This is a genomic window from Citrobacter sp. KTE30 (assembly GCF_000398825.1).
In the GTDB taxonomy this organism is placed as follows: Bacteria; Pseudomonadota; Gammaproteobacteria; order Enterobacterales; family Enterobacteriaceae; genus Citrobacter; species Citrobacter freundii.
Genome location: NZ_KB976055.1, coordinates 1,757,095 through 1,782,508 on the forward strand (window position 1 = coordinate 1,757,095; position 25,414 = coordinate 1,782,508).

The window sequence follows — 25,414 nt, forward strand, 5'->3', positions numbered from 1 at the left end:
TGATTTTATTGGAGTTGGCATGCAGTTTACTTGAAGGTAAAAAACATGCCAAAAAGCAAGTTAACCTATTGAATAATATAAACTAACTGTCTATGTCACTAACCTTCTTGTTCAGCAAGCGCGAGGCACGCCAGTAGATCAGCAGCATCAGACCCATCACGATGGTCAGCGTAATGCTGGTGGCTGCACCAAACGGCCAGTCACGGATGTTCAGGAACTGAACTTTAATTACGTTGCCAATCAGCAGGTTTTTCGCACCGCCCATTAAGTCGGAAACATAAAACAGCCCCATTGCGGGCAGCATAACCAGCAGGCATCCGGCGATAATCCCCGGCATCGTCAACGGAATAATGATGCGGGTGAAGGTCTGAAGTTTACTGGCACCTAAATCGCGTGCGGCTTCCAGCAGCGGTTTATCGAGCTTTTCAATGCTGGAATAGAGCGGCATCACCATAAACGGTAGCAGGATGTAAACGAGGCCGATAATCACCGCGCTGGGGGTAAACATGATGCGAATGGGTGTATCGATAACCCCGAGCCATAACAGAAACTCGTTGAGATAGCCTTTGGTACTGAGGAAAATTTTGAGTCCGTAGATGCGAATAAGTGAATTGGTCCAGAACGGAACAATCAGCAGGAACAGCAACAGCGGGCGCACTTTTTCCGGCAGTTTCACCAAAAACCAGGCAAACGGGTAGCCGAGTACCAGACAGGCGAGCGTGGCAATCAGCGCCATATTGAGGGAGTGAACCAGCACCTCAAAATAGAGCGGATCGAGCAAGCGCGTATAGTTCTCCAGCGTAAAGACCATTTTGACGAAATTGGCGTCGTCGCGGGTCAAAAAGCTGGTACCGATGATCATCAGGTTGGGCAGAAAGACAAATAACACAAGCCAACCGACAATGGTGACGATCACCACACTCTGGAATTTACTTGTGTTCTTCATCAGCCAGTACTACCTCCCAGCTTTCTACCCAGTTAATCGCCATTTTCTGGTCGAGAGAGTGGTCAAAGTCAGGATCGTCTTCATTGAAGAATTCGCTGACCATCACCATCTTGCCATTTTCCAGTTCCACAACCGACTCCAGCGTCATGCCTTTGTAGTTGCGTTCGCGCACGTAGCCGATCAGGCCTTCGATATGATTATCATCGTTGATTTCATCTACGCGCAAATCTTCAGGACGTAACAGGACGTGCAGCTTTTGTCCGGGAACCACCGCGAAGTTGACATAAATATTGCACTCGCGACCTTCAACGTTAGCACGAACACGCTGTTCATCCAGACGTTCAATCACCGTGGCGTTAAACATATTGATCTCGCCGATAAACCCGGCGACGAACAGATTCTTGGGCTCTTCGTAGATTTCGCGCGGCGTACCGTCCTGCTCAATCTTACCATCGCGCATCACCACGATGCGGTCGGACATAGTCAGCGCTTCTTCCTGATCGTGTGTGACAAAGACAAAAGTGATACCAAGCTTACGCTGCAGCGCTTTCAGTTCATTCTGCATCTGCTTACGCAGTTTGTAGTCCAGCGCAGAGAGGGATTCATCTAACAAGAGTAAGCGGGGTTTGTTGACCACAGCTCGGGCAATCGCTACGCGCTGCTGCTGGCCGCCGGAAAGTTGATGCGGTTTTCGCTGGGCGAACTCTTCCAGTTGCACCATGCGCAGGGCTTCGGTAACGCGGGGAGAAATGTCGGCTGCGGGCGTTTTTTGCATGCGTAAACCAAAGGCCACATTCTCAAATACGGTCATGTGGGGGAATAACGCATAGCTTTGGAAGACGGTATTCACGTAGCGGTTTTCCGCTGGAACGTGAGTAATGTCCTCGTTGTCCAACATAATATGACCGGAATCAACCGTTTCCAGACCGGCAATCAGGCGAAGAACGGTTGTTTTACCGCAGCCAGAGGGGCCAAGCAGCGTAAGAAACTCGCCATTATTGATGGTCAAATCCAGGCTGGAAATCACCTCTTTGCCATCGAAACTTTTGCGAATTCCCGCTAATTGCACCAGTGGAGAAAGCGAACGCGGTTGTTTATTCAATTTTTTACTCTGTCCCATGTAAACGCAACGGATGGCTGACCGATGCGGGGTTTGTGGTTAACCACCTTGATGACTCTTAATGAGGGCCGTTATTCTACGGCAAACCATTGTAATCGCCAATCCTTGTTGCGAATTACTGACTTAGCCCTATAGTCAGAGGGGATGTCAGGGCGAAATATTCTCACTTGCGGGGATAAAAGTGACCTGACGCAATATTTGTCTTTTGTTGCTTATTGATAATGTTGTCACAAAAAGTGAGGGTGACTGCATGGATAAACTACTTGAGCGTTTTTTACACTACGTGTCGCTGGACACCCAATCAAAATCGGGCGTGCGGCAGGTACCCAGCACCGAAGGACAGTGGAAATTATTACAACTGCTCAAACAACAGCTCGAAGAGATGGGGCTGGTTAATATTTCACTGAGCGAAAAAGGCACGCTGATGGCAACGTTACCCGCTAACGTTGCTGGCAATATTCCTGCGATCGGCTTTATTTCCCATGTGGATACCTCACCGGATTTCAGTGGTAAAAATGTCAATCCGCAAATTGTTGAAAACTATCGCGGTGGCGATATTGCGTTAGGCATTGGTGATGAAGTTTTATCGCCAGTGATGTTCCCGGTGCTGCATCAACTTCTGGGTCAGACGCTGATCACTACAGATGGTAAAACGTTGCTGGGCGCGGATGATAAAGCAGGCGTGGCGGAAATCATGACCGCACTGGCTGTGCTTATCCAAAAAGATATTCCGCACGGTGATATCCGCGTGGCCTTTACACCGGACGAAGAGGTGGGTAAAGGGGCGAAGCATTTTGACGTTGCGGCATTCGATGCGCAGTGGGCCTATACCGTTGACGGTGGTGGCGTAGGTGAGTTGGAGTTTGAAAACTTCAACGCTGCGTCGGTTAATATTAAAATTGTTGGCAACAATGTGCATCCCGGCACCGCAAAAGGTGTGATGGTAAATGCGCTGTCGCTGGCGGCGCGTATTCATGCAGAGGTTCCGGCAGATGAAAGCCCGGAAAAGACGGAAGGCTACGAAGGCTTTTATCATCTGGCGAGCATGAAAGGGACGGTCGATCGGGCGGATATGCACTACATTATTCGTGATTTTGACCGTAAGCAGTTTGAAGCGCGTAAACGCAAGATCATGGATATCGCCAAGAAGGTCGGTAAAGGGTTACACCCCGACTGCTATATCGAACTGGTGATTGAAGACAGTTACTACAATATGCGCGAAAAAGTGATTGAGCATCCGCACGTACTGGATATCGCCCAGCAGGCGATGCGCGATTGCGATATTGAGCCGGTGCTAAAACCGATCCGTGGCGGCACTGACGGCGCGCAGCTGTCGTTTATGGGATTACCGTGTCCGAATCTGTTCACCGGCGGCTACAACTATCATGGTAAACATGAGTTTGTAACCCTGGAAGGAATGGAAAAAGCGGTGCAGGTGATTGTGCGTATTGCTGAACTGGCCGCGCAACAAAAATAAAGTATGTGTAGTTGCCGGATGGCGCTTCGCTTATCCGGCCTACATTATTACACTCCAGTAGGCCTGATAAGACGCGTAGCGTCGCATCAGGCACACTTCGCATTATCCTTCGAAGAACCAGTACCCGCTGTTGACCAGCGCGGCAAGCATGGCAAGGAAAGAAGGATCTTCCAGCGCATCCTCAAAGTTCTCAGCCGTCAACACAATATGACTGGCCAGCGCTTCCAGGGCAGGACGATGCGGTGAATCAATTTTCTCACCGTTAGCGTAGACGTCGTCGCCAATACGCAATACACGCAATCCGCCCAGACGCACTAACACATCACCTTGCTTCAGGGCATCGTAAATTTCGTCTGGCTGATACGGTGGCTCCGGCGGGGCAATATCCAGTTCATGACGAGACTGAGAAATAAACTCGCCAAACCACTGCTGGAAATGTTCTGGTTGATTAATCAGCCCGAGCATCATTTCGCGCAGCTTATCCATCTCCTGCGGCAGAACGTCGGCCGGATGATCGCGCGGCGGCAGGTCCGGATCGCTGTAATAGGTGCTACCCAGTTCGCGTTGCAAAACGTAATCGGCGAACCCGCTGATCAGCTCGCGAGTGTTTGGCGCACGGAAACCGACCGAATAGTTCATCGCGTTTTCCAGCGCATAACCTTCGTGCGGGAATCCCGGTGGAATGTACAGGATATCGCCGGGTTCCAGCTCTTCATCGATAATAGCTTCGAACGGGTCGACCTGAAGGAGATCCGGGTGAGGGCAGTGCTGTTTCAGCTGCAGTTTTTCACCTACGCGCCAACGACGACGACCTGTTCCCTGAATGATAAATACATCGTACTGATCCAGGTGCGGGCCAACGCCGCCGCCGGGGACAGAGAAAGAAATCATCAGGTCGTCGATGCGCCAGTCCGGTAATTCACGGAACGGGCGCATCAGCGCGGCAGTTGGCTCGTGCCAGTGGTTGACCGCCTGCACCAGCAAAGACCAGTTGTTCTCGCCAAGATGGTCGTAGCTTTCGAAGGGACCGTGGCTAACCTGCCATTTTCCGTCCTGGTGGCTGACGAGTCGGCTGTCGACTTCGCTTTCCATTGCCAGTCCAGCCAGTTCGTCAGGAGAGAGAGGATCAATAAAATTGTTAAACCCGCGTTTTAAGACCACCGGGCGTTTCTGCCAGTGGCGTTCAAGAAAATCGGGCCAGTTAAGTGTGAGTTGGTATTCCATAATGAGCATCCCGCAGGCTGGTATCTGCAACCGATTATAACGGATACTTAACCTCAAGCGTGAAGTCAGTACATATTTATTACATGCGACGATTACTCGTCTTTCTGGCCCGGCTGCTGGCGACCAAAAATAACTTCCATGCGCGCACCACCCAGCAGGCTATCACCGGCAATAATCTGCCCGTCATACTGTTCGGTGATTTCTCTCGCCACCGCCAGACCGACGCCTTGTCCTGGACGTAGCGTATCTACGCGCTGTCCACGGTCAAACACCACTTCCCGTTTGCTTTGCGGAATACCAGGACCATCATCTTCAACCAGAATATGCAGCTGATCCTCAGACAGTTGCGCTGAAATCTCGACAAACTCCAGACAATATTTACAGGCGTTATCCAGTACGTTGCCTAACACCTCGACAAAATCATTCTGTTCGCCCACAAAGCTGATTTCAGGTGAGATATCGAGATTAATGTTGACGCCTTTACGCTGATACACCTTATTCAGTGCCGAGGTCAGTTTATCCAGCAACGGCGCGATCGGGTGCAGTTCGCGGCTGAGTAGGGCACTGCTGCCACGCATGCTCGCGCGATGCAGGTAATAACCTATCTGTTGGGAAATACGGCTGATTTGTTCCAGCATGACAGGCTCTGCGTCGCTGACGCTCATCTTTTCATTACGCATTGAGCGCAGAGTACTCTGCAATACCGCCAGTGGTGTTTTCAGACTATGGGTGAGGTCTGTTAACGTGGTGCGGTATTTGTCATAACGCTCACGTTCGCTTTTTAACAGCCGATTGAGATTACGAACCAGGCTGGTCAATTCGCGTGTGGTGGCGGGGTTTAGCATCTCACGATGATGTTCCTCAAGCTCACGGACTTCACGCGCCAGCGATTCAATCGGCCGCAGGCTCCACCACGCGGCCACCCATAACAGCGGAATGACCAGCAACAGATTGGCGACCAGCACATAAATAAACCAGCTCCAGACCATATACGAGCGCTTTAGCTCTATCGGAATGGTATCGACAACCACAATGGTCAGTTGCGGCATTCTGGCAGTAGCAGGATAGACGTTTACCGCCACAGAGTGGGTCATTTCGGCGTCGTCGTCATCTTCTCTGACTTCTTTTAACTGCTGCTGCGCGGAGTGATCTTCGCCCAGTAGGGTGCTGGTAGCGTCTACGTTGGCTTCAATCTCATGAAATCCGTTGGTTTTTAGCCAATCCGGTTGGATACTTTTCGTCAGCCAGGGAACATTGCGCTGCGCCCACAGAAGTTCACCCGCTTCATTGTAAATCAGAGACATTGTTGGGCTTTGCATGTCGAGGTTCTCGGGCAGCTCGATGTTAATCTTGCCGTTTTCCCATTTCGCCAGGGTATAAAACAGATTACTTTCGCCCCGCAGCAGGCGGAACGTTGTCTTATCAAAGCTGACGCTATAGCCTACCAGGGCAACCATGCCGTAGGCCAGTGAAAGCACCAATACCACGCCCGCGGTGGCCAGTAAAAAGCGCAGCCGCAGCGATAACGGGAAAAAATGACGCAATAATTTATTCATTAGCGCAGTTCAAAAAGATATCCCTGGCCACGTACTGTGGTAATTACTTCATGCGGATATTGCGCCTGAATTTTTTTACGCAGACGCCCCATCAACACATCAATGGTGTGACTTTCGCGCAGCTCGGCATCCGGATAAAGCTGCAACATGAGCGAATCTTTACTGACCACTTTGCCATTATTACGGATGAGAGTTTCCATAATGGTATATTCAAACGCCGTGAGCTTGATAACCTCATCATTGACGGATAACTCGCGTCGGGAGAGGTCCACCTGAAAAGGCGGAAGGGAGATAATTTGCGATGCCAGACCGCTGTTTCGACGCATCAGTGCCTGCATGCGTGCAGCCACTTCTTCGATGTGAAACGGTTTGGTGACATAATCGTCAGCGCCTGCACTGAGGACTTCCACTTTGTCCTGCCAGCCTTCGCGCGCGGTTAATACCAGAATTGGCAGCGAAACCTCATTACTGCGCCAGCGGCGGATTAGCGACAAACCATCTTCATCGGGGAGTCCTAAATCAACGATCGCGATATCCGGCAGATGCTCATTCAGATAATAGTCCGCTTCCTTCGCATCTTCTGCATCATCCACCTGATGCCCTAAATCCTGTAACTGAACCTTGAGGTGGTGGCGTAATAAAGCATTATCCTCGACAACCAGTACGCGCATCATCGTTTCTCCCTAAAATAATGGTATAAATAGTTTAACGCTGATTATGTGGATTGAAAGCAGCGCTATGAAATTAAATAACTTTTCTCATGCTCCCCTGCCCGTGGGGGCGCCCTGGGGGCAGTGCCGTTGGCATCTGATTGTTCAGCATGTTGACCTGATCCTGGTTCATGTCGCTAATCCACTTGGAGTAAACCTCGTACACCATGCGCGCATCTTCATGTCCCATCTGACTCGCTATGAATGACGGGTTCGCTCCGGCCATCAACGTCCAGCATGCGTAGGTATGCCGTGACTGATAAGGATTCCTTTCGCGGATATTTGCAAGTTTAGTGCCTCGCTTCCAGCCATAGGCAATCGAGTTCTTGGAGAAGTAACTGCCTTTTTTTGACGAATATGCTGTCGGTGAAAAAACGAAGCGAAGAGATTGCTGCTCAGTTTTTCCGATCTCCCGATGGTGAAATCGAATTTCTTGCTTCGGATTAGCGCCGGTGACTTCGTATTGTTCCTTCAGTGCATCCAGAGCAGGTTTAAGCAACGTTATCGTCCTTATTCCGGCATCTGTCTTAGGGGGTACAAATACTCGCTTATTCGTCAAACTTCTGGATACGTGGATTTCACCTTTTACCAAATCAATGTCTTCCCATGCCAGGGCGCATATCTCGCCCGGCCTCATCCCCGTATGAACGGCAACAATGATGATTAATGCCTGGCTACGGGGAAGGGCGGCTATCAGTGCCTGGTACTCATGAAGTAAAAGTGGGTCGGGATCATTTTTAGATAACTTGAGTCGCGACACTCCTTCATAAGGAGCATGCAATATAAACTGGCTTCGGTTTGCGAGCTTAAGCATTTCTGATAAAACTGCCATCTGTTTATTGACTGTTGAGGGCGCGCGGCCCTGCCTGGCCAGATTCGGCATCGCTGGGTTAATAATTGTACCGGTCAATAACTCCTTTCGGTAATGCAAGATGTCGGCATGCTCAATATCTACCAGACGGGTATTTTCTCCGATTACACGTAGTAACGTATTTACAACCGAAGTAAGCGATAGCAGTGTTGCACCAGATACCTCTAAGGCTTTGGTGTCTGTAAAAAAATCACTTAGTTCTTTAAACGTGGTGATTTTTTTGGTTGTGATGAACTTCTTAAGCGCTTTGGATTCCGGGAAACGTTCCGCATAGTCGAACTTACCGAGCTGTATTTCACTTGTTATGAGCGCACGAAGATTGCCTGAATACACCCTAAAACCATATGGGATGGGTATGGGGGGACTGAAATGCCCTTATGATCATTACCGAGTAAATCATCACGGAGAGTTCGCCAATTGAGGAAAGGTGACACGGATTTACAGATCAACAACCCCTGGCGTTATAACAACGCAGGGGTTGAATATTTTACTGAATACTTTCCAGGTCTTTTGCTATATCGCGATGGCGTCCCTGGTCGGCAATCTCACGCCCCTGGCGAGCCGGCGCTTTAAGAGCCTTTTCCAGATAGCGTTTCCCTTCGCCAGTCTTTTTCTCTTTCAGCAAAAAGTCACCATAAAAATAGTTTGGATCGATGCCATCAGGATTGATCGCCAGTGCTTTTTTCAGCATTTCTTCGGCTTTGTTTTTATCACCAAACCCAATCGGCCAGCCGGGAACCTGATAATATAGCGCCCCAAGGCTGGTCCAGGCTGATCCTTGTAAAGCATTGGGGTCGATGCTGATCGCTTTTTCCAGATCGCTACGGGCCTGTTTGACCAGACTCAATGCACCCAGCCCTCCTTTAGCCCCCGCCCAGCTACTGTCGATAATCGCCGACCAAATAAGCAATGCTGCGTCAGCATTATTTTTTGCCTGACTCGCACTATGGGCCCGCTGACTTAGTGTGGTAAAGCAGCTCTCTTTTTTTGCTTCAAGGGTCTGATACTGACAAACGGACCAGTCGTGCTGGAGGTTTTCCAGCGTGGTAGCCGCCATGGCAGAGGCGGGAAAAGCTGCTGTCAGGAGCAACGTTTTCATAATTTTCATTTGTCTTCACCTTTGAATGTGCCCTGGGTATAGGACTGGATCACTGCTAATTTTTTACCCAGCGCTTTGTCTACCATACCGGGAAACCAGGCATTGATTTTAACGAACAAACGTTCCATCGCGCCGAAGCGGTAGCGTTTCTGCTCTGTCTCAAGGAGATGTACCAGACGTACGGCGACAAATTGTGGGGAGTCACTGCTGTTGCCCAGTTTGCGGTTAAGCGCGTAAACCTCGTCACTGTTGAGCGCCGTTTCGGTAGCACGCGGCGCGGCATACAGTACGCTGATACCATTCCCCTTTAATTCGCGCCCCAGCGCTTCCGACAAACGGTGCGTGGCCGCTTTGGTGGCGCTATACACGCTCCAGGCAGGGTGGCCAATCTCACCAAATATCGAACCAATGTTTAGGATGATGCCCTGTGGATTAAACTTATCCAGCATGGCGCGGGTCAACAGAGTGGGGATTTCGATATTGGTTCTAATCTGTTCCCGAATATCGTCAAAAGACTGTTGTTCAAACAGTGCAAAACGGCTGGTTCCGGCATTGTTGATCAGGATATCCAGTTTGTTCTCATCTTTGAATCTGCTGGCCAGCGCGACGATTTCGTCATCAGTATAACTGCTCATTAGCACAATATGATGCCGTTCCGGATAGGGAAGCATCTCTTTCAGAAGCGTCATCGCCTGTGCATTTCGTCCAACCAGGCAGAGTCTGGCTCCTTTGTGCGCCAGCCTGTGCGCCAGCTCTTGTCCGATACCACCGCTGGCGCCAGTCAGCAGAACGGTTTTATCATGCAGGTTCATACGTGGTCTGCCCCAGTTGGTTAAGCATCTCTGTGTACAGGTGATAGACGCGACGAGCGGCATAGATAATGGCTGCCTGATCGGCCTCGTCAGTCACGGTATCCATAAGTGAGGCGAAAAATTTAAGATGTCCTTGATCAAGTTCACCGTGTGAACGCAGGTAGGTTGTCGCCTGTTCTGGCAACCCCAGTGTCCGTTCCACCTGGGCTGCAATCGCGGTAGCAATAGATACGCTGGTTCCCTCCAGAACCTGTACCATGCCAAAAATACTCATAGGGTTGACCCGTTCAATGCGGTAGTAGAGCCAGGCCACCATCATTTCTATCGGTATCCCTGGGGTGCCATTGCGAACGCTTTCCGCATCACCGCCGCAAGCCTGAATATCGTTCAGGATCCATTCCTGATGCCCGTACTCTTCGTCAATATATTCAGCAATTGCGCCCCGAATGGCTTCATGTGAGGCTGGCAAACGGCTGCCAGCACTCATCAACAGGGGGACGGTATGGCTGACGTGATAGTAAGCCTGTGTCAGAAAAGCGATATACAGGTCGCGCGAGATGTCACCAGTCTGGCAGCGCGCGATGACAGGCGAGGAGAGTAAACTCCGGCGTTCGGCCTCAGTCTGTTGTTGTAATTTGTTATAAAAGCTCATGATGACTCCTCTTCACTACAGGTGAGAATGTGTTGCCAGAGGGATTGCCGGATGAGTTCCCGGCGTGGGCGGCCATTTGCAGTGAGCATGCCAGGCTCTGATATAGCTGAAGTGAATAACAGGCGATGGAACTGCGCATAATCAGGCAGGCGAGCTGAAAGGGCCAGCAGCTGCTCGCGGGCCTGCATCTGTTGCCCGTCGAAGACATCGACGAGTGCAACGTTATGCCTTAAGCCTTCTCCAAAAATCACTATCCGGCGTACAGCTGGACAGGTCATGGCCTCTGCCTCAGGCCATTCAGGTGAAAAATTACGACCAAAAGCGTTTATCTGGACATTCTTCAGGCGCCCCTGAATACGAACAAACCCGTGTTCATCAACACTGCCAAGATCGCCGGTGGCAACTGTTGGGGAGGCTGGTGCGGATCCCAGATATCCCAAAGCGTTAGCCGGGCTGGTGACACACAATTGTTGCTGGTCATCAACATTGATCTGGATACCTGGCAATGGCCGACCGACGCTGTTCTCTTTTATAGCGTCGGGCAGATTGAGGGCAACGACAGAGCCACATTCTGAGAGACCGTATCCTTCATATACAGGTAAGCCACTCTTTATCGCCATTGTCAGCAATGAAGCCGGAACCTTGCCACCGCCTGCGGCGACAAACCGTAAAGATTGCGTACTGCCTGGTACCTGCTTGTGTAGATGCAGTAACACACGTAGCAACTCTGGTACCAGCACCAGACTTTGTGGGCACCAGGTGGTCAGCGCCTGAAGAAACTGGGCTGGATTAAAGCGGCTGGAACCTTCAAACCCAATCCGGGAGGGTGGGAGAATCACCGTCTCAGCGCCAAGTAGCAGAGGGATGTAAACGCCGCACAGATTTTCCAGCAGAATACTGAGGGGCAGTGTCACCAGGTGTTTTTCCAGTTTCAGGGGGTGCAATGCGGCCGCTAACGTTTGAGCCATCCATACCATACCATCCAGACTCAGACAGACGCCTTTTGGCTCTCCGGTTGTACCGGAGGTATACGTTATCTTTGCCGTTCCTGCCGGCAGAGTCACGGGGTCCTCTACTGCACGGATTTGCAGTCTCCCGAGTACAAAATCGTGTTCCTGCCAATCCGCCAGGATTTCTCCACCGATTTGTGCATCCACAGAGGCTGATGATCGTACCCAGGCTTTCTGTTGCCCGCTGAAAAAGGAGGGGACAGGGATGATCACCACTCCACTTATCAGGCATGCGAGATCGATGATGGCCCATTCAGGGCTGTTATCCATTTCAAGTGCCAGCCGTTTTACCTTGAGGGCAGATAATTGTTCGGCCACTGCTTTAACGGCATCATGGTATTGCTGCCAGCTCCACGAGCGAGAATCGCCCTGCAGGGCGATGGCATTTGGCTGAAGCGCAGCCTGTTTCTCAAGCGTGTTCAGAAGCATAAGATCCTCCGGAAGGGGTTATCCAGGGAGCAGAAGGCGGATCAGCAAACATTCCCAGCAACAGGCTGGTCTGACTCAGTGTGGTTTGCCCACCATGTAACTCCCCCGCCATAATTTGCGGGTCATGTTCGTAATAGCTCCCCCATTCACGCGCAGCTTCGCCAAGCCTTGTCGAGTCAGCAGGCATCAATGTGACTGGTTGCAGATTCAGGCGGAAAAAGGTATTGCGTATTTTTTTAGTTCCGGTAAAGACAATCCACGAATAGCAGTATTGATTGAGAAGCAGGCATAGAGCCGCATACATTATTCGGGCGCTTGCCCCATCGCTCGCGGCAAAATTACCAATTTCAACAATCGAGTCGCGTGAAACGGGATGTGACAATCGTGCAGACAGCACGACTTCAACCGGGACATCAAGATAGTGTTCGAGGTATATCTTGCCCATTGAGGCCGGCTGGACGCCACAGGCTGCTTTTAATTCTCCGTTGGCATCGAACATTCCAAGTAACCATGGCATGCAGCGAGGAAGAGAAGCATGATAAAACTGAGAATAACTTTCACGAATAAACTCTGAAATATCATTTTGCTCACGTTCACCTGGAAGCCAGCGCAACGTATAAGGAGATAAGATTCGCATAGGAAGACCTCTTTTAGCGTCTTACCAGTATGGCGAGTCAACATTATGTCAACATTAAGTTGAGCATGAGCCAGGTAATTTAAATCCAATGTCGCGACAAAAATGTGTAGGACCCGAAAAAACGGAATATCTGATGTGTAAATACATTACGTAAAAAATTAATAATTTGCGCTCTTAAATCGTTGATCATTTCTGCTTACAGGGGGGCTGTATAAAAAAACAGTGTATACATCGGAGGTAATTATGGGAGTTGAATTAGCCATTGATCGCACTAAAGAACTACCAAAAGGCGCGATACCAATTCTCCAGGATTACAGCAGGCATTCACTGAGTGCCTGCTGTAATGTTAAACATTAAAATTTGTATTTATTTCTTATCGTTACAGTCAGGGATCATTCTCAAAAGAGTATTATCTTTCTGGACGTAGTGATGAAATAACGCTGCACCTGCATGCGCTGCAATTAAAAAGTATCCGACGTTTGCCAGTGTTTCGTGAATATCTTTAATAAGTGATTTTGTTTCCCCGTCAGGAGTAACGAAAGGTGAAATGTTAAAACTTAAGAAGCTCCAGTCCTTCCCACCGTAAGCCATAATTGCAATACCTAATAATGGCAGAGCCAAAAAAGAAATGTATAGCAGGATATGCATTATTTTAGCAGCCATCATCTGCCAGGTCGGTGGGGGCGGAGTGATGGCTGGGTCATGATACTTATGTTTAATAATTAATCGTATTATCATTAAAAACCAGACAAATACCCCGGCATTGTAATGTGTTTCTTTCATGAGCAGGTAGGTGTTGCTGCCTTTAGAAAACCAGCCGCGTAGCTCCATAGCTGCATAGGTTATCGCTATTAACATCAGAGTCAGCCAGTGTAAGCGAATCTGAAGTTTTGAGAATTTCATCATTATTGTTTCCTCAAAGGGTGTGTTGCATCGACCATAAAGTATGAAGCTTAACAAATCCTTATTTTCGTTGAGAGATTAAGAAATTGTTATTCCAATGACCGCACGTGAATGTTTTAATAATTATTATCACTTACGGGTCCTTTCCGGCAATCCGGGCTGTTTCTTGTTGCCTTCATTTTTCCATTCGTAGCAACCATCAGCAAAGAAAATTGCGCGGCCATGCTGCCAGAGTGGTTTAAACATTCTGCGGGTGGCTGCAGTTTCAGATCGTGGATAAATTAGTAGCAGCTTAGACCACCATAGATTGTTACTTATTTGGGGGCAAATGTGGTGGGGGGGAAGGGATAATGTAGCGGGTGATAAAAAGCCGGAATCGCTTACGCTTATCCGGCTTCTGTTCAGCATCTGGGGAGTTGCTGATTACTTCAGTTCATCAACCATGGTGATGGCGCGACCAATATAATTGGCAGGCGTCATTGCTTTCAGGCGAGTTTTCTCTTCTTCCGGCAGTGCCAGACCATCGATAAACTGCTTCATACCTTCGGCGTCAACGCGCTTGCCGCGGGTCAGTTCTTTCAACTTCTCGTATGGCTTCTCAATACCGTAGCGACGCATCACGGTCTGAATCGGCTCTGCCAGAACTTCCCAGTTATGATCCAGTTCATCCAGCAGATGATCGCGGTTCACTTCCAGTTTGCTCACGCCCTTCAGCGTGGACTGATAGGCGATCAGCGCATAGCCAATACCTACGCCCAGGTTACGCAGAACGGTAGAATCAGTCAGGTCACGCTGCCAGCGGGAGACCGGCAGTTTGCTCGCCAGGTGCTGCAGAACCGCGTTAGACAGGCCCAGGTTACCCTCGGAGTTTTCGAAATCGATGGGGTTAACTTTGTGCGGCATGGTGGAAGAGCCGATTTCACCCGCGATAGTTTTCTGTTTGAAATGGTTCAGCGCCACGTAGCCCCAGACATCACGGTCAAAGTCGATCAGGATGGTGTTGAAACGGGCGATGCAGTCGAACAGCTCGGCAATGTAGTCGTGCGGCTCAATCTGCGTGGTGTACGGGTTCCACTGGATGCCCAGCGAGGTGACAAACTCTTCGCTGAACTGATGCCAGTCAACTTCCGGGTAAGCGGCGATATGGGCGTTATAGTTACCGACTGCACCGTTGATCTTACCAAGAATTTCAACCTGATTGAGTTGGCGATACTGACGCTCCATACGGTAGGCCACGTTAGCCATTTCTTTGCCCAGCGTAGACGGGGTGGCTGGCTGACCGTGGGTACGGGAGAGCAGAGGAATATCGCGATACTGTACAGACAGATCTTTCACCGCGTCGATAAGCTGGCGCCAGTACGGCAGAACCACTTCGTCGCGTGCGGTTTTCAGCATCAGCGCGTGAGACAGGTTGTTGATGTCTTCTGAGGTGCATGCGAAGTGGATAAACTCGGAAACGGCGTGCAGTTCCGGGATATCCGCCACTTTTTCTTTCAGGAAATACTCAACTGCCTTCACGTCATGGTTGGTCGTACGCTCAATGGTTTTGATACGCGCAGCATCTTCTTCATTGAAGTTAGCGACGATCGCATCAAGGTAACCGATTGCGTCGGCAGCAAAAGCAGGAACTTCCTTGATCGCTGCGTGCGCGGCCAATTTTTGCAGCCAGCGTACTTCAACCTGTACGCGGAATTTCAGCAAACCGTATTCGCTGAAAATCCCGCGCAGCGCGCTGACTTTATCGCCGTAGCGTCCATCGACAGGGGAAACGGCGGTCAGTGAGGATAATTCCATAGATCACAACTCCGGGGTTAAATGAGCAAGAATTTGTTTTGCCTGAGTCGTCAGGCGATTACGAGAAAACATGAGTTGCAGACGGCCTCCACCAACCTGATGCCAGAGCACGGCAGCACGGATGCCAGCCAGCAGCGAAGCGCGTACTTTAGCCTGAACCTGCGGGCTCTGGAGGATGGCCGGGGAACCCGTGACCTGAATACGCGGGCCGAGTGGGCTGATGACGTCAACATAAATGCCAGCCATCGCACTCATCAACGTTTCTGACTGCAAATCAAAATGGTCCAGCTGGCGCTGCAAGCCGCTGATACGATCTCCCAGCGTGTCCATAGCGCCCTTGGCCGCTGACAGCTTACGCTCCAGCACCATCAGGCTTAGCGTGTAACGAGTGAGTTCAGCGTTCAGTCCCTGGCGACTGCTGGCGTTCAGTACGCCGAGCATTGTTTCCAGCCCCAAACGCAGGTTGGCCTCGCTGCCGCCAAACACGCCCAGCGTAGAGCTGGGATTCATGTCGATGACACTGTTCAGTGAAACGTGTAATGCATCGGCATCACAATGCCCCTGGTGCGCCAGTTCCTGCACCAGGCGTGCCGACTGGCAAATGCCTGCCAGGGCGAGGGTGATGTCATAATAATTCTTTGCCACGTTCACTGCTTCCTTGTATCAAATGTGTAAGTAATTATACCGGCAGAGGCAATCGTTGTTCGATAATGCCGCCGCCGAGGCACACTTCGCCATTGTAAAAGACAGCCGACTGACCCGGCGTAACCGCCGCGACTGGCTCGTCGAAAATGACTTCAATACGCTCAGCATCCAGTGCCTTAACGGTGCACGGAATGTCGGTCTGACGATAGCGGGTTTTCACCGTACAGCGCATGGTACCAGTGAACGGTTCGCGATCGACCCAATGCAGCTGTTGCGCCACCAGGCCAACAGACATCAGACGTGGATGTTCATGACCCTGAGCGACAACCAGAATGTTGTTCTCTACGTCTTTATCCACTACATACCATGGATCTTCTGTCCCTTCTTTCGTTCCGCCAATACCCAGACCTTTACGCTGACCCAGAGTGTGGTACATCAGCCCCTGATGCTGGCCAATCTCTTCACCATCAACGGTGATGATTTTGCCTGGCTGAGCCGGCAGGTAGCGACCAAGAAATTCGCGGAACTTACGTTCGCCAATGAAGCAGATGCCGGTGGAGTCTTTTTTCTTGGCCGTAATCAGACCAAGGTCTTCGGCAATTTTACGCACCTGCGGTTTTTCCAGTTCACCGACCGGGAACAGGCTTTGCGCGATTTGCTCATGGCCGAGCGTATAGAGGAAATAACTTTGGTCTTTATTACCATCGAGCCCACGCAGCAGGCGACTTTTGCCGTCGACATCTGCGCGACGCACATAGTGACCGGTGGCGATGTAATCGGCACCTAAATCTTCGGCGGCAAACTCAAGGAAGGCTTTAAACTTAATTTCTTTATTGCACAGAATATCCGGGTTCGGCGTACGACCCGCTTTGTACTCTTCAAGGAACAGTTCAAAGACGTTGTCCCAGTATTCTGCGGCAAAGTTGACGGTATGCAGTTCAATGCCGAGTTTGTCACAAACAGCCTGTGCATCCGCAAGGTCGGCGGCCGCTGTGCAGTATTCCTCGCCATCGTCCTCTTCCCAGTTCTTCATGAACAGGCCTTCTACCTGATAGCCCTGTTGTTGTAACAGCCAGGCAGAAACGGAGGAATCGACACCGCCGGACATGCCGACGATCACTTTTTTTGGGCTTTCAGACATAGGAATACTCACAACATTGAACTTCAAGGCGGCATATTCTAGCACGCAGCCCTTTACTTGACACCCTCTGTAAATGGCCAGTTAAATTCACCGATCATGGACAGCGGGTAGCGCTGGCCGCTCTGGTAACAGCGAATACTCTCTGCAACCAACGGCGAACGCAGGTTTGGCGCAGAGAAAATCTCTTCTGCGCTGACCCAACGACAGCAATCAATATCGCTGTCATGGGGTTCAGTAGCGCACATATTGGCAAGCTCGATAGAGAAAAGAAAACGCAAGAAGGGCGTTCTGTCCGGTGCAATCCATTGATGCATACGAACAAAATGCTGTGGCTGTGCTTTAATGCCCGTTTCTTCCCATAGTTCGCGTGCTGCGGCTTGCACCAGCGTTTCGTCGGCTTCCAGGTGTCCTGCGGGTTGATTCCACAAGGCCTTGCCATTGATCGTTTCTTCAACGACTAAGAATTTATCTTCTGCATGCACAATGCAGGCGACCGTGACGTGCGGTTTGAACATGTTTCCCCCTTATTCCTCAGCAAAACCTTCGGCAACATCTGGCCAACTAATTTCACCGCTGGTCTTGTCGATACTGATATAAGCCACAGGAGGCGACGTTTGTGGGTCGGCCCCTCCGCGACACAATGCAGTTTGATGATCCTCGCGTACGATAATCTTAATGGCCTTTTTAGCATTCCAGCTTTCATAAAAAATGCATTGATAGTCCGGGCGAAGGCTGAGGGTCGCGACTCGTGTAGCTTCGTCTGTCGATAATGGATTGATATCATAGCGGTAGTTATCACCGCTGTTTAAAGGCTGGAGTTGTGACTTTTTCAACCAGCCGCGTACGATATGGCGATCGGCGGTGTAATAAACCGCTTCAATAAAGTCATCTTTTGACTGCTCTTGTGTGGAAATAATGTCGCCGGGAACCAAAAAAACGGACTGGCTGCGGCACTGTTCCGTTGGCATGGTATAAAACCAGGCGCGATCGTTGCCTGTAACCTGATAATGATTATCAGCAACGGGGGGCATTCTTTCGCGTTGCGGCATCTCTTTGTGCGCCCATTTCTTACAGGCCGGATTTACGGATAAGGGAGTCGTCAGAGGTACCAGACCTTCAGCCGCGACCCAGCCTGTGGCGAACATGCCTTTGGCATCACGGTATCGAACATAGCGAAAAGTATGAACGGGAGCGTCTGCTGATTGGGCCGATCGCGCTTCTCTTAACACCTCTACCGTATTGCCGTTGACCAGGAAAGCAGGGAGCTGACATTCAACATCTGGTGCGGAGTTGAAGTGTAGTCGGGAGGTTGTTTTTACCTGAGCGGTTTCATAGAGATAATCAGCCGCGCCTGCCGCGATACCTGCTGTCGCTTCACAATTCTGCGCGGCATAACCCAATGGCGATACGGCATACAGAATGAGTGGCGCGATGAGTCGTTTGTCCATTTCTTTCATTCTTCCTTGTTAATGGCGCTGTAAAGGCCTGATGCTAGAGCTCCCGCCACTCGCCGTTGGCGAGATTTTCCAGCGTGTAATCCCCCATAGCATAGCGAATGAGACGCAGCGTAGGATATCCAACATGTGCTGTCATACGGCGAACCTGGCGGTTGCGGCCTTCATATAAGGTGACTTTCAGCCAGGTGGTGGGGATATTTTTCCGCTCCCGAATCGGCGGATTTCTCGGCCACAGCCATACGGGTTCCTCTACTACCTCAATGCCTGCGGGTAGCGTGGGACCATCATTGAGCGTTACTCCGGTACGCAGGGCGTCCAGCGCTTCTGCTGTCGGCTCGCCTTCAACCTGGACGTAATAAATTTTCCCGGTACGCTTACCGGGTTGCGTTAACCGCGCCTGCAGTGCGCCGTCATTGGTCAGCACCAAAAGCCCTTCGCTGTCCCGGTCGAGTCGGCCCGCCGCATAAATTCCCGGCAAGGGAATAAAATCTTTTAACGTGCTTCTGCCAGCCTCGTCAGTAAATTGTGGCAAAACATCGTAGGGTTTATTGAACAAAACCACGCGTTTTGGCTGGTTTTCTTTACGCTGCTTAGTGACTTGTCGTGAGCTGAATCGCTCAACCCGGTGATTTCTAAAAGAAGTTTTTTGCATGGTATTTTCAGATTATATCAATTGCCGCATTATAGCCTAAGAACGAGTGTCTTTCATGGCGGCGAACATTAGGGTAGTATTGACATGCTCATTACAAAACATTAACAAAAAATTGCTCTAACGCATTCGTGCAGCAGGACGCAAACGCACATGCAGCGCGATGACAGACGAGCAGAACCAGAAGCGCTCGAAGGAGAGGTGAATGGAAAGCAAAGTAGTTGTTCCGGCGGAAGGTAAGAAGATCACCCTGCAAAACGGCAAACTCAACGTTCCTGAAAATCCGATTATCCCGTTCATTGAAGGCGACGGTATCGGCGTTGATGTAACCCCACCGATGATCAAAGTTGTCGATGCTGCTGTCGAGAAAGCCTATAAAGGCGAGCGTAAAATCTCCTGGATGGAAATCTACACCGGTGAGAAATCCACTCAGGTTTATGGCCAGGACGTCTGGCTGCCTGCTGAAACCTTAGATCTGATTCGTGAATATCGTGTTGCCATTAAAGGCCCTCTGACCACTCCTGTTGGCGGCGGTATTCGCTCTCTGAACGTAGCTCTGCGTCAGGAACTTGACCTGTATGTCTGCCTGCGTCCTGTGCGTTATTATCAGGGTACTCCAAGCCCGGTTAAACACCCTGAACTGACCGATATGGTCATCTTCCGTGAAAACTCCGAAGATATCTACGCGGGTATCGAGTGGAAAGCTGACTCTGCCGATGCTGAGAAAGTGATTAAATTCCTGCGCGAAGAGATGGGTGTGAAGAAAATACGCTTCCCGGAACATTGCGGTATTGGTATCAAACCGTGTTCTGAAGAAGGGACTAAACGTCTGGTACGTGCAGCGATTGAATACGCCATCGCCAACGATCGTGATTCAGTTACCCTGGTACACAAAGGCAACATCATGAAGTTCACCGAAGGCGCGTTCAAAGACTGGGGTTACCAGTTAGCGCGTGAAGAATTTGGTGGCGAACTGATCGATGGCGGTCCATGGGTGAAAATCAAGAACCCGAAAACCGGTAAAGAGATCGTGGTTAAGGATGTTATCGCCGATGCGTTCCTGCAACAGATCCTGCTGCGCCCGGCTGAGTATGACGTGATTGCCTGTATGAACCTGAACGGTGACTACATCTCCGATGCGCTGGCCGCACAGGTTGGTGGTATTGGTATCGCGCCGGGTGCAAACATCGGTGACGAATGCGCACTGTTCGAAGCAACCCACGGTACTGCACCGAAGTATGCAGGTCAGGATAAAGTGAACCCAGGTTCTATCATTCTGTCTGCAGAAATGATGCTGCGCCACATGGGTTGGGTTGAAGCGGCTGACCTGATCGTTAAAGGTATGGAAGGTGCGATTAACGCCAAGACCGTAACCTATGACTTCGAACGTCTGATGGACGGCGCTAAGCTGCTGAAATGTTCAGAGTTTGGTGACGCGATCATCGAAAACATGTAATCCAGATATTGGGTTGTATGAGAACGGGAGCCAGTTGGTTCCCGTTTTTTTATGCCTGCAAAATTGTTTCCCCAAAACTCTCTCCAAAACCTTTCCCCAAAAAATCAGGCGTGCTCACCCTGTTTTTACTTCGACAACTATCCAATCCTTACCTCTGTCGTCGTTATATTTGTCTGTCATTTTTCTTGATTTGTGTCCTAATAATTTCTGTGTATCAATCCCTTGTTCTCTATATATTCTTTCTGAAAGCGATCGTTGCTCATGAAAAGTTGGGGCGGTTCCAGCTTCCCATTCAATGCCGCATTTGTCTCTGGCTTTCTTAAATGTTGTAGTCAGGCTATTTGATGAAACGCCATCACCTCTGGTTGCTTGTGAGGTAGTATGTCGGTAGTGAACAAGATATTTGCTTACTACGGCATCACGACATTTTGAGATTACCTCGCGTAAAGTTAATCCCAGAATTTCACATTTTAGACTCAGTGGTAATGCCAGCCGGGATCCTGTCTTTTCTTGCTCTATATGAAGCATATCATCCCAGACGTCGGAGAATTTCATTTTGCAAATATCGCCCAATCTCTGGCCGGTGACTAATGCCAGTAACATCCCACATTGCAAATAAGGCTGCTGGTTTTCGGCTGCTTCGTAGATTTTGGCCCATTCATCAAATGACAGTCTCTGCCTGGTAACTTTATATCTTGGCTGCTTGCTGGCTATTGCTGGGTTATATCCCGGTGGAACGTGACCTGAATGTTGAGCTTCTTTGAAAACATCGATCAACACCATACGAACAACCTGAGCCATTCTGTTATGCCCTTCGGCCTTTATCGCATCAGTTATCTCTGCAATGTCCAGCATCGAAATATCCTTGAGGTGTTGCATTCCACAATGCTCCCTGAATAATCTAAGGGGCTTATTCTTCTGCAGATATGAGTTTGGGCGAAGCTCATTATTCTTCAGCCGCTCGTCCTGAATTGCTATGTATTTATCAATCCACTCTGTAACGGTGATATCAGTTCTTTTCCCTTTCATGCGGGCTAATCGGTCATTCACGCTCAGTATCTGCCGTGTACGTTGTTCAGCAATAATGGTATTTGCTTCTGTAGCGACCTGCTTTGCTTCCACCTCGTCAGTTCCGAGGCTGTGAAAGCGCCCCGAAACAGGGTGCTTGTATTGCCAATACACTTTCCCAGTACGCTTATCGAGCTTGCAATACAGGTTGGGTATTGAGATTTTATGAGTGCGTGGTCTAGCAACCATCAGCAATTATCCGTTGTAATCTTGGGCTGGCCGAAGTCGGAATGTTCGGTTCTACAAGTGTCCCTACAAATCGGGCATTACGATCAACCATCCAGCAGCGACCAGCCTTAATTGCTGGAGGTACCATCATTTTTCCTTTTGCATATTTTTTCAATATACGTTCACTTGGTGCTTGCTCTCCAAATTCCTCTTTTGCCCAGTCAAGTAAGGGGATCATTCTCGACATTATTTTCTCCATACAGCCCGGCTGCACCCGGGCTTTAATAGACAACGATTATGATGATACTTGTATGTGAATCAGCTCAATATGGTAATTACTTTTTCATCACCTTTTCAGCAACACCTGCAATAGCCTCAAGTCCGTCAAACATTGCAGGTATATTATTTTCATTGTTTTGTATTGGACTAAAAATAAGTGCATCAAAAGAATCTAATACTTTTTCAATGGCAATGTTATTTTTTCTTCTATATTCAACATACCCATCAATGAAAGCACATAAACTGAGCCTTAGATCAATCTGCATAAGTTGAGTTCTTAAAGCCTTAGCTTCTAAATATGAAAGTCTGAAGAAATAAATAATTGCCATCTCAATAGTAATAAATGGGAATAAAATGAAGATTGCTGAATAATCTTTAGGATATAAGTCAGGGAAGGCAAAATGAATTATTACAGCAATCACAGGAGCAATGAATACAGTCCCAAATAAATTTTTATAATTCATTTCTGTTGTAGAAAGCTCCTTCTCTTTTTTTTCTTTTATTATGTTAAAACCAGAGCTTAACCCAACAAAATTATACTCTGATTTTAAGTTTCTCACACGCTCTTCTAGCGCCTTAATTTCCTCCCTTGATTCATCCACATATTTTAAATTAGCATCGGCTTCTAGTTTTCCGTCTACAATAGTTTTTTTAATGTCATTAAAATTAGCAGATATTAAGGATATGGATGCTTCAGTGTCTTTGTTAATTTTATCAATAGCCATATCTAAGTTGCTAGAAATATCATCGAGAAACTTCCGTTTGTTTTTGTCAAGATCTGATATAAAATTTCTAGCATCAGTTAGTTTGTTACTGTTTAGTAACCACTTCATAAGTGAAATAGGTAGTTTGTCTCGAATCCATGCAAATTGGTATTTGCTTTCATTATCCTTGAAAGTGTTTTCTAATAATGTCAATTTGCTGTCTGTGATAAAGTTAGACGTGACAATAGAACGAGTTCCTGTCCAGAAATAGTACTCGTACAATACTCTTAACAAGTTGGATAAAAAATAAACCTTGTTTTCCTTGTAATCGTCAACTCGAAATTCCATGCGCGAAAATATAGTATCTTGATTAAAAACTGTATTCTCATCTAAATGTTGTGGGTTGTTATTTATTATTGATATAAAAGTCGACCATGCTGAGTCCAATGTGTTATAGAATAAAGATATGCTATTATCTTTCTTTTTGGCAGATTTCTTGGACATTTCTTCAAACCTAACAAGATCTCTACTAATTATAGTATTTGTTTCCTTTATTGAATTAACTATTTTATTATCGCTATATAGTCCCATTTCTATACCTTTTTAAATATTATTATGTTTCATTGAGTGATGAGATATTTTACGATCAATTTTCCGGTTTTGCTTCATAAAATCCCCACCCTTTTTAAGGACGGGGATCGAAATCTCTTATGGTTTAAATATTCCGATAAAAGTTTCCACTGATTCACCTTCGAACTTGCTGATCAGCAAATTGCGGAATTCGTTGGCGATCTCTTCTTCCTGAGCTTCAAGTTGGACGATGCGCAGAACAAAGCAGGGGTCATCGCTGGTCAGCAGGCTGTTATGACATCAGCACAGGTAGACCCACTGTTATTGAGACGCTGGGGTCCCTGCCTGATAATGTTGTATCAGTGGCCCCCGAAGGGGGATATGTTAAATGGGACGGCACACAATGGGTTCATGATGCAGAAGCGGAAAAAGCATTTTTTCAGGGACAGGTTGCGCAGGAAAAAGCAAATCTGTTGATGATTGCAACATCTGCTATTGCTCCTCTCCAGGATGCAGTTGATCTGGACATTGCGACGGAAGACGAATCGAAAGCACTTCTTGCATGGAAGAAGTACCGTGTAATGCTTAACCGAATTAACCCCGAGGATGCTCAAAACATCATCTGGCCTGAATCTCCATTGCCCATATAACAGACTTAAACAAAACAATGCCGGGGCTGATTAGAATCGGCATTGTTCATACCTCAATTAAAAATTATTTACCTATAAGAGATACCTTTAATCTTCTTAATAAACTAATTACATCTTTCCTTCCGAATAGTTTAAACAGATTAAACCAGCGGTTCTTACCCAGGTAATTTAGTTTTATTAATTTAGGGTTGTAATGATAGCACATTATAAAAACACCTTGGTCGTCATCAACTATATTATTTCTGAGTGTTTTTATTTGGCACTGACAAACCAGTTTGTAAAACTCTTTCCATTTCTTTTGTGTTGCTACAATTGCCCCACCAATAATATAGGAACGATTGTTAATCATGTGGTCAAAAACCTGATGGATAGTTTTGACGATCAAGCCTTTTTTAACTGTAAAGAAATTTACTTTGTTGCGGTCAAATGGATAGTCCCATCGAGATAACCCTCTGGTTACGTCTGCACTGCGACAGTAACCAAAGTCAACCCATGCAACCATATCATCATTCACAAGATTTAACTCTATAGCTCTGTTTACAAAATATGTTTTCAGATTGCAAACCAGTGCATAGTCTGGGGACCAGTATTCGGGGTTTATCAACTGGCGAGTTTCAAGTTTGCTTATGAACTCGTTATCTTTTTGAATCCGCGCAATTCTTTTTTTGATGTGTTGAAATTTTTTATTAATATCTAAAGCCACTACAACAGTGCTTTTCCCATTTCTGATTGCTTCAATTTTTGGTTTAAGTTCACTGGATGTGAAAATGACCATGTCATTATCCAATTCAGACAGATTTTCAAAGTACTGAATATAGGTATCAGCTGTTCTCTCTAAGTGAGGAGAGAAACCTTTATTACTCGTCCAGTCTCCGCGTCCTATATCGAAAAATGCTGTAACAATGGTAATAGATGAGTTCATTTTTAAGCAATCCGTGTTTTATACCTATCCAATAACTACAAGAATGTTGAATACATATTTTTTTTGATATCAGTCACATGGAAACATTCTATCAGTATCAACATGAGGCGGGAAGCATCATGTGATATTAAAACTGATAAGCAACGGATATACAAAATAACTGGTTGTTGCAAAGGATTGTTCAATGGTGAATAATTTTCATTGGTATTATTTTTATTGAAATTGTCGCTTTGTTCTAATATATGATAACAATAGGTTGCTGAAGCATATCAAGTAGTGTTCCTTAGCCGATATTTGGCGTAATAACGGAAATCATTAAAGATGACCTGACTGGCCAATTGATGGTGAACCGTAACGAGAGTTGCCGCAACCACACCGTATGCAAGAGCATGATTGCGGCCGACTGGCGAACGTTCGATAGTGCGAGTATTGAATGATTGCCAGTCACGGCGGATTGTACTTAAG

At 48.1% G+C, this 25,414-nt stretch carries 26 protein-coding genes and 1 pseudogene; 3 read left to right on the forward strand and 24 right to left on the reverse strand.

What is annotated here, in order from left to right; all coding sequences use genetic code 11:
- Positions 1-82: 82 nt before the first annotated feature.
- Complete coding sequence (potB, locus tag WC1_RS14670) at positions 83-946, reverse strand: spermidine/putrescine ABC transporter permease PotB (RefSeq protein ID WP_016150058.1); 864 nt, start codon at positions 944-946, stop codon at positions 83-85.
- Positions 930-2,066, reverse strand: a complete 1,137-nt coding sequence (gene potA / locus WC1_RS14665; protein ID WP_003030791.1) for a spermidine/putrescine ABC transporter ATP-binding protein PotA — start codon at positions 2,064-2,066, stop codon at positions 930-932. Before potA ends, potB begins: the two co-directional genes overlap by 17 nt.
- 250 nt (positions 2,067-2,316) lie before the next feature.
- On the opposite strand from potA, the gene pepT reads away from it, so the two are divergent.
- Positions 2,317-3,543: a peptidase T gene (gene pepT, locus WC1_RS14660; protein WP_016150059.1), complete on the forward strand. Its 1,227-nt coding sequence runs from the start codon at positions 2,317-2,319 to the stop codon at positions 3,541-3,543.
- A 102-nt stretch (positions 3,544-3,645) separates the two neighbouring features.
- Here the strand turns inward: pepT and roxA are convergent, their stop codons facing one another.
- The 17 genes and pseudogenes from roxA to rluE form a co-directional block, all read right to left on the reverse strand.
- Positions 3,646-4,767 (reverse strand): [50S ribosomal protein L16]-arginine 3-hydroxylase, encoded by a 1,122-nt coding sequence (roxA, locus tag WC1_RS14655; RefSeq protein WP_003030786.1) that lies wholly within the window; start codon positions 4,765-4,767, stop codon positions 3,646-3,648.
- Positions 4,768-4,859: 92 nt separating this feature from the next.
- Positions 4,860-6,323 (reverse strand): two-component system sensor histidine kinase PhoQ, encoded by a 1,464-nt coding sequence (gene phoQ, locus WC1_RS14650; RefSeq protein ID WP_016150060.1) that lies wholly within the window; start codon positions 6,321-6,323, stop codon positions 4,860-4,862.
- Complete coding sequence (gene phoP / locus WC1_RS14645; RefSeq protein WP_003030783.1) at positions 6,323-6,994, reverse strand: two-component system response regulator PhoP; 672 nt, start codon at positions 6,992-6,994, stop codon at positions 6,323-6,325. Before phoP ends, phoQ begins: the two co-directional genes overlap by 1 nt.
- Before the next feature lie 73 nt (positions 6,995-7,067).
- Positions 7,068-8,237: a tyrosine-type recombinase/integrase gene (locus tag WC1_RS14640; RefSeq protein WP_016150061.1), complete on the reverse strand. Its 1,170-nt coding sequence runs from the start codon at positions 8,235-8,237 to the stop codon at positions 7,068-7,070.
- 154 nt (positions 8,238-8,391) lie between these two features.
- Complete coding sequence (locus tag WC1_RS14635) at positions 8,392-9,012, reverse strand: tetratricopeptide repeat protein (protein ID WP_016150062.1); 621 nt, start codon at positions 9,010-9,012, stop codon at positions 8,392-8,394.
- Positions 9,009-9,815 carry an SDR family oxidoreductase gene (locus tag WC1_RS14630; RefSeq protein WP_016150063.1) on the reverse strand — a complete coding sequence of 269 codons (807 nt, stop codon included), beginning with the start codon at positions 9,813-9,815 and terminating at the stop codon, positions 9,009-9,011. Before WC1_RS14630 ends, WC1_RS14635 begins: the two co-directional genes overlap by 4 nt.
- Positions 9,802-10,467 carry an iron-containing redox enzyme family protein gene (locus WC1_RS14625; protein ID WP_003841877.1) on the reverse strand — a complete coding sequence of 222 codons (666 nt, stop codon included), beginning with the start codon at positions 10,465-10,467 and terminating at the stop codon, positions 9,802-9,804. Before WC1_RS14625 ends, WC1_RS14630 begins: the two co-directional genes overlap by 14 nt.
- Positions 10,464-11,906, reverse strand: a complete 1,443-nt coding sequence (locus tag WC1_RS14620) for an AMP-dependent synthetase/ligase (protein ID WP_016150064.1) — start codon at positions 11,904-11,906, stop codon at positions 10,464-10,466. Before WC1_RS14620 ends, WC1_RS14625 begins: the two co-directional genes overlap by 4 nt.
- On the reverse strand, positions 11,887-12,543 hold the full coding sequence (locus WC1_RS14615; RefSeq protein WP_003841881.1) for a thermostable hemolysin: 657 nt from the start codon (positions 12,541-12,543) through the stop codon (positions 11,887-11,889). Before WC1_RS14615 ends, WC1_RS14620 begins: the two co-directional genes overlap by 20 nt.
- Before the next feature lie 366 nt (positions 12,544-12,909).
- On the reverse strand, positions 12,910-13,449 hold the full coding sequence (locus WC1_RS14610) for a cytochrome b (protein ID WP_016150066.1): 540 nt from the start codon (positions 13,447-13,449) through the stop codon (positions 12,910-12,912).
- Positions 13,450-13,602: 153 nt separating this feature from the next.
- Positions 13,603-13,749: pseudogene (locus WC1_RS24945) on the reverse strand (SOS response-associated peptidase family protein); the annotation flags it as partial.
- Between the two features lie 120 nt (positions 13,750-13,869).
- Positions 13,870-15,240: an adenylosuccinate lyase gene (gene purB, locus WC1_RS14605; RefSeq protein WP_016150067.1), complete on the reverse strand. Its 1,371-nt coding sequence runs from the start codon at positions 15,238-15,240 to the stop codon at positions 13,870-13,872.
- A 3-nt stretch (positions 15,241-15,243) separates the two neighbouring features.
- Complete coding sequence (gene hflD, locus WC1_RS14600; protein ID WP_003841885.1) at positions 15,244-15,885, reverse strand: high frequency lysogenization protein HflD; 642 nt, start codon at positions 15,883-15,885, stop codon at positions 15,244-15,246.
- A gap of 34 nt (positions 15,886-15,919) precedes the next feature.
- Positions 15,920-17,026: a tRNA 2-thiouridine(34) synthase MnmA gene (gene mnmA, locus WC1_RS14595; RefSeq protein WP_003832402.1), complete on the reverse strand. Its 1,107-nt coding sequence runs from the start codon at positions 17,024-17,026 to the stop codon at positions 15,920-15,922.
- A 53-nt stretch (positions 17,027-17,079) separates the two neighbouring features.
- On the reverse strand, positions 17,080-17,541 hold the full coding sequence (locus WC1_RS14590) for an NUDIX hydrolase (RefSeq protein ID WP_016150068.1): 462 nt from the start codon (positions 17,539-17,541) through the stop codon (positions 17,080-17,082).
- A 9-nt stretch (positions 17,542-17,550) separates the two neighbouring features.
- Positions 17,551-18,483, reverse strand: coding sequence for a hypothetical protein (locus WC1_RS14585; RefSeq protein WP_050567819.1), 933 nt, complete (start codon positions 18,481-18,483; stop codon positions 17,551-17,553).
- A 34-nt stretch (positions 18,484-18,517) separates the two neighbouring features.
- Entirely contained in the window at positions 18,518-19,135 is a 618-nt protein-coding gene (rluE, locus tag WC1_RS14580; RefSeq protein ID WP_003846701.1) for a 23S rRNA pseudouridine(2457) synthase RluE, read from the reverse strand.
- 202 nt (positions 19,136-19,337) lie between these two features.
- Here rluE and icd point away from each other — a divergent pair, with 202 nt between their 5' ends.
- Positions 19,338-20,588: an NADP-dependent isocitrate dehydrogenase gene (gene icd, locus WC1_RS14575; protein ID WP_003030769.1), complete on the forward strand. Its 1,251-nt coding sequence runs from the start codon at positions 19,338-19,340 to the stop codon at positions 20,586-20,588.
- A 114-nt stretch (positions 20,589-20,702) separates the two neighbouring features.
- Here the strand turns inward: icd and WC1_RS14570 are convergent, their stop codons facing one another.
- From WC1_RS14570 to WC1_RS14560, 3 genes are all read right to left on the reverse strand, one after another.
- Complete coding sequence (locus WC1_RS14570; protein WP_016150070.1) at positions 20,703-21,845, reverse strand: phage integrase Arm DNA-binding domain-containing protein; 1,143 nt, start codon at positions 21,843-21,845, stop codon at positions 20,703-20,705.
- Positions 21,835-22,071, reverse strand: a complete 237-nt coding sequence (locus tag WC1_RS14565; RefSeq protein ID WP_016150071.1) for an excisionase — start codon at positions 22,069-22,071, stop codon at positions 21,835-21,837. Before WC1_RS14565 ends, WC1_RS14570 begins: the two co-directional genes overlap by 11 nt.
- Before the next feature lie 88 nt (positions 22,072-22,159).
- Positions 22,160-23,398, reverse strand: a complete 1,239-nt coding sequence (locus WC1_RS14560; RefSeq protein ID WP_016150072.1) for a hypothetical protein — start codon at positions 23,396-23,398, stop codon at positions 22,160-22,162.
- Between the two features lie 320 nt (positions 23,399-23,718).
- Here WC1_RS14560 and WC1_RS0122740 point away from each other — a divergent pair, with 320 nt between their 5' ends.
- Positions 23,719-24,027 carry a tail fiber assembly protein gene (locus tag WC1_RS0122740; RefSeq protein WP_230122442.1) on the forward strand — a complete coding sequence of 103 codons (309 nt, stop codon included), beginning with the start codon at positions 23,719-23,721 and terminating at the stop codon, positions 24,025-24,027.
- A gap of 64 nt (positions 24,028-24,091) precedes the next feature.
- On the opposite strand, the gene yibB is transcribed toward WC1_RS0122740, so the two are convergent.
- Both yibB and WC1_RS24950 read right to left on the reverse strand, forming a co-directional pair.
- The gene (yibB, locus tag WC1_RS14555; protein WP_016150073.1) at positions 24,092-24,949 is read right to left on the reverse strand and encodes a protein YibB; all 858 of its coding nucleotides are present in this window, start codon (positions 24,947-24,949) and stop codon (positions 24,092-24,094) included.
- Positions 24,950-25,218: 269 nt separating this feature from the next.
- The coding region (locus tag WC1_RS24950) for a hypothetical protein (RefSeq protein ID WP_231385706.1) at positions 25,219-25,414 on the reverse strand (196 nt) is incomplete at its 5' end.

Excerpts from the sequence above, each read along its gene's own strand:
- potA (WP_003030791.1), bottom strand. The coding sequence starts at position 2,066 with ATGGGACAGAGTAAAAAATTGAATAAACAACCGCGTTCGCTTTCTCCA.
- roxA (WP_003030786.1), bottom strand. The coding sequence starts at position 4,767 with ATGGAATACCAACTCACACTTAACTGGCCCGATTTTCTTGAACGCCAC.
- rluE (WP_003846701.1), bottom strand. The coding sequence starts at position 19,135 with ATGCAAAAAACTTCTTTTAGAAATCACCGGGTTGAGCGATTCAGCTCA.
- pepT (WP_016150059.1), top strand. The coding sequence starts at position 2,317 with ATGGATAAACTACTTGAGCGTTTTTTACACTACGTGTCGCTGGACACC.
- WC1_RS14630 (WP_016150063.1), bottom strand. The coding sequence starts at position 9,815 with ATGAACCTGCATGATAAAACCGTTCTGCTGACTGGCGCCAGCGGTGGT.
- WC1_RS14585 (WP_050567819.1), bottom strand. The coding sequence starts at position 18,483 with ATGAAAGAAATGGACAAACGACTCATCGCGCCACTCATTCTGTATGCC.
- WC1_RS14560 (WP_016150072.1), bottom strand. The coding sequence starts at position 23,398 with ATGGGACTATATAGCGATAATAAAATAGTTAATTCAATAAAGGAAACA.
- yibB (WP_016150073.1), bottom strand. The coding sequence starts at position 24,949 with ATGAACTCATCTATTACCATTGTTACAGCATTTTTCGATATAGGACGC.
- WC1_RS14635 (WP_016150062.1), bottom strand. The coding sequence starts at position 9,012 with ATGAAAATTATGAAAACGTTGCTCCTGACAGCAGCTTTTCCCGCCTCT.
- mnmA (WP_003832402.1), bottom strand. The coding sequence starts at position 17,026 with ATGTCTGAAAGCCCAAAAAAAGTGATCGTCGGCATGTCCGGCGGTGTC.
- WC1_RS14620 (WP_016150064.1), bottom strand. The coding sequence starts at position 11,906 with ATGCTTCTGAACACGCTTGAGAAACAGGCTGCGCTTCAGCCAAATGCC.
- potB (WP_016150058.1), bottom strand. The coding sequence starts at position 946 with ATGAAGAACACAAGTAAATTCCAGAGTGTGGTGATCGTCACCATTGTC.
- phoQ (WP_016150060.1), bottom strand. The coding sequence starts at position 6,323 with ATGAATAAATTATTGCGTCATTTTTTCCCGTTATCGCTGCGGCTGCGC.
- WC1_RS14570 (WP_016150070.1), bottom strand. The coding sequence starts at position 21,845 with ATGGTTGCTAGACCACGCACTCATAAAATCTCAATACCCAACCTGTAT.
- icd (WP_003030769.1), top strand. The coding sequence starts at position 19,338 with ATGGAAAGCAAAGTAGTTGTTCCGGCGGAAGGTAAGAAGATCACCCTG.
- purB (WP_016150067.1), bottom strand. The coding sequence starts at position 15,240 with ATGGAATTATCCTCACTGACCGCCGTTTCCCCTGTCGATGGACGCTAC.
- WC1_RS14565 (WP_016150071.1), bottom strand. The coding sequence starts at position 22,071 with ATGTCGAGAATGATCCCCTTACTTGACTGGGCAAAAGAGGAATTTGGA.
- phoP (WP_003030783.1), bottom strand. The coding sequence starts at position 6,994 with ATGCGCGTACTGGTTGTCGAGGATAATGCTTTATTACGCCACCACCTC.
- WC1_RS14615 (WP_003841881.1), bottom strand. The coding sequence starts at position 12,543 with ATGCGAATCTTATCTCCTTATACGTTGCGCTGGCTTCCAGGTGAACGT.
- WC1_RS14610 (WP_016150066.1), bottom strand. The coding sequence starts at position 13,449 with ATGATGAAATTCTCAAAACTTCAGATTCGCTTACACTGGCTGACTCTG.
- WC1_RS14590 (WP_016150068.1), bottom strand. The coding sequence starts at position 17,541 with ATGTTCAAACCGCACGTCACGGTCGCCTGCATTGTGCATGCAGAAGAT.
- WC1_RS14625 (WP_003841877.1), bottom strand. The coding sequence starts at position 10,467 with ATGAGCTTTTATAACAAATTACAACAACAGACTGAGGCCGAACGCCGG.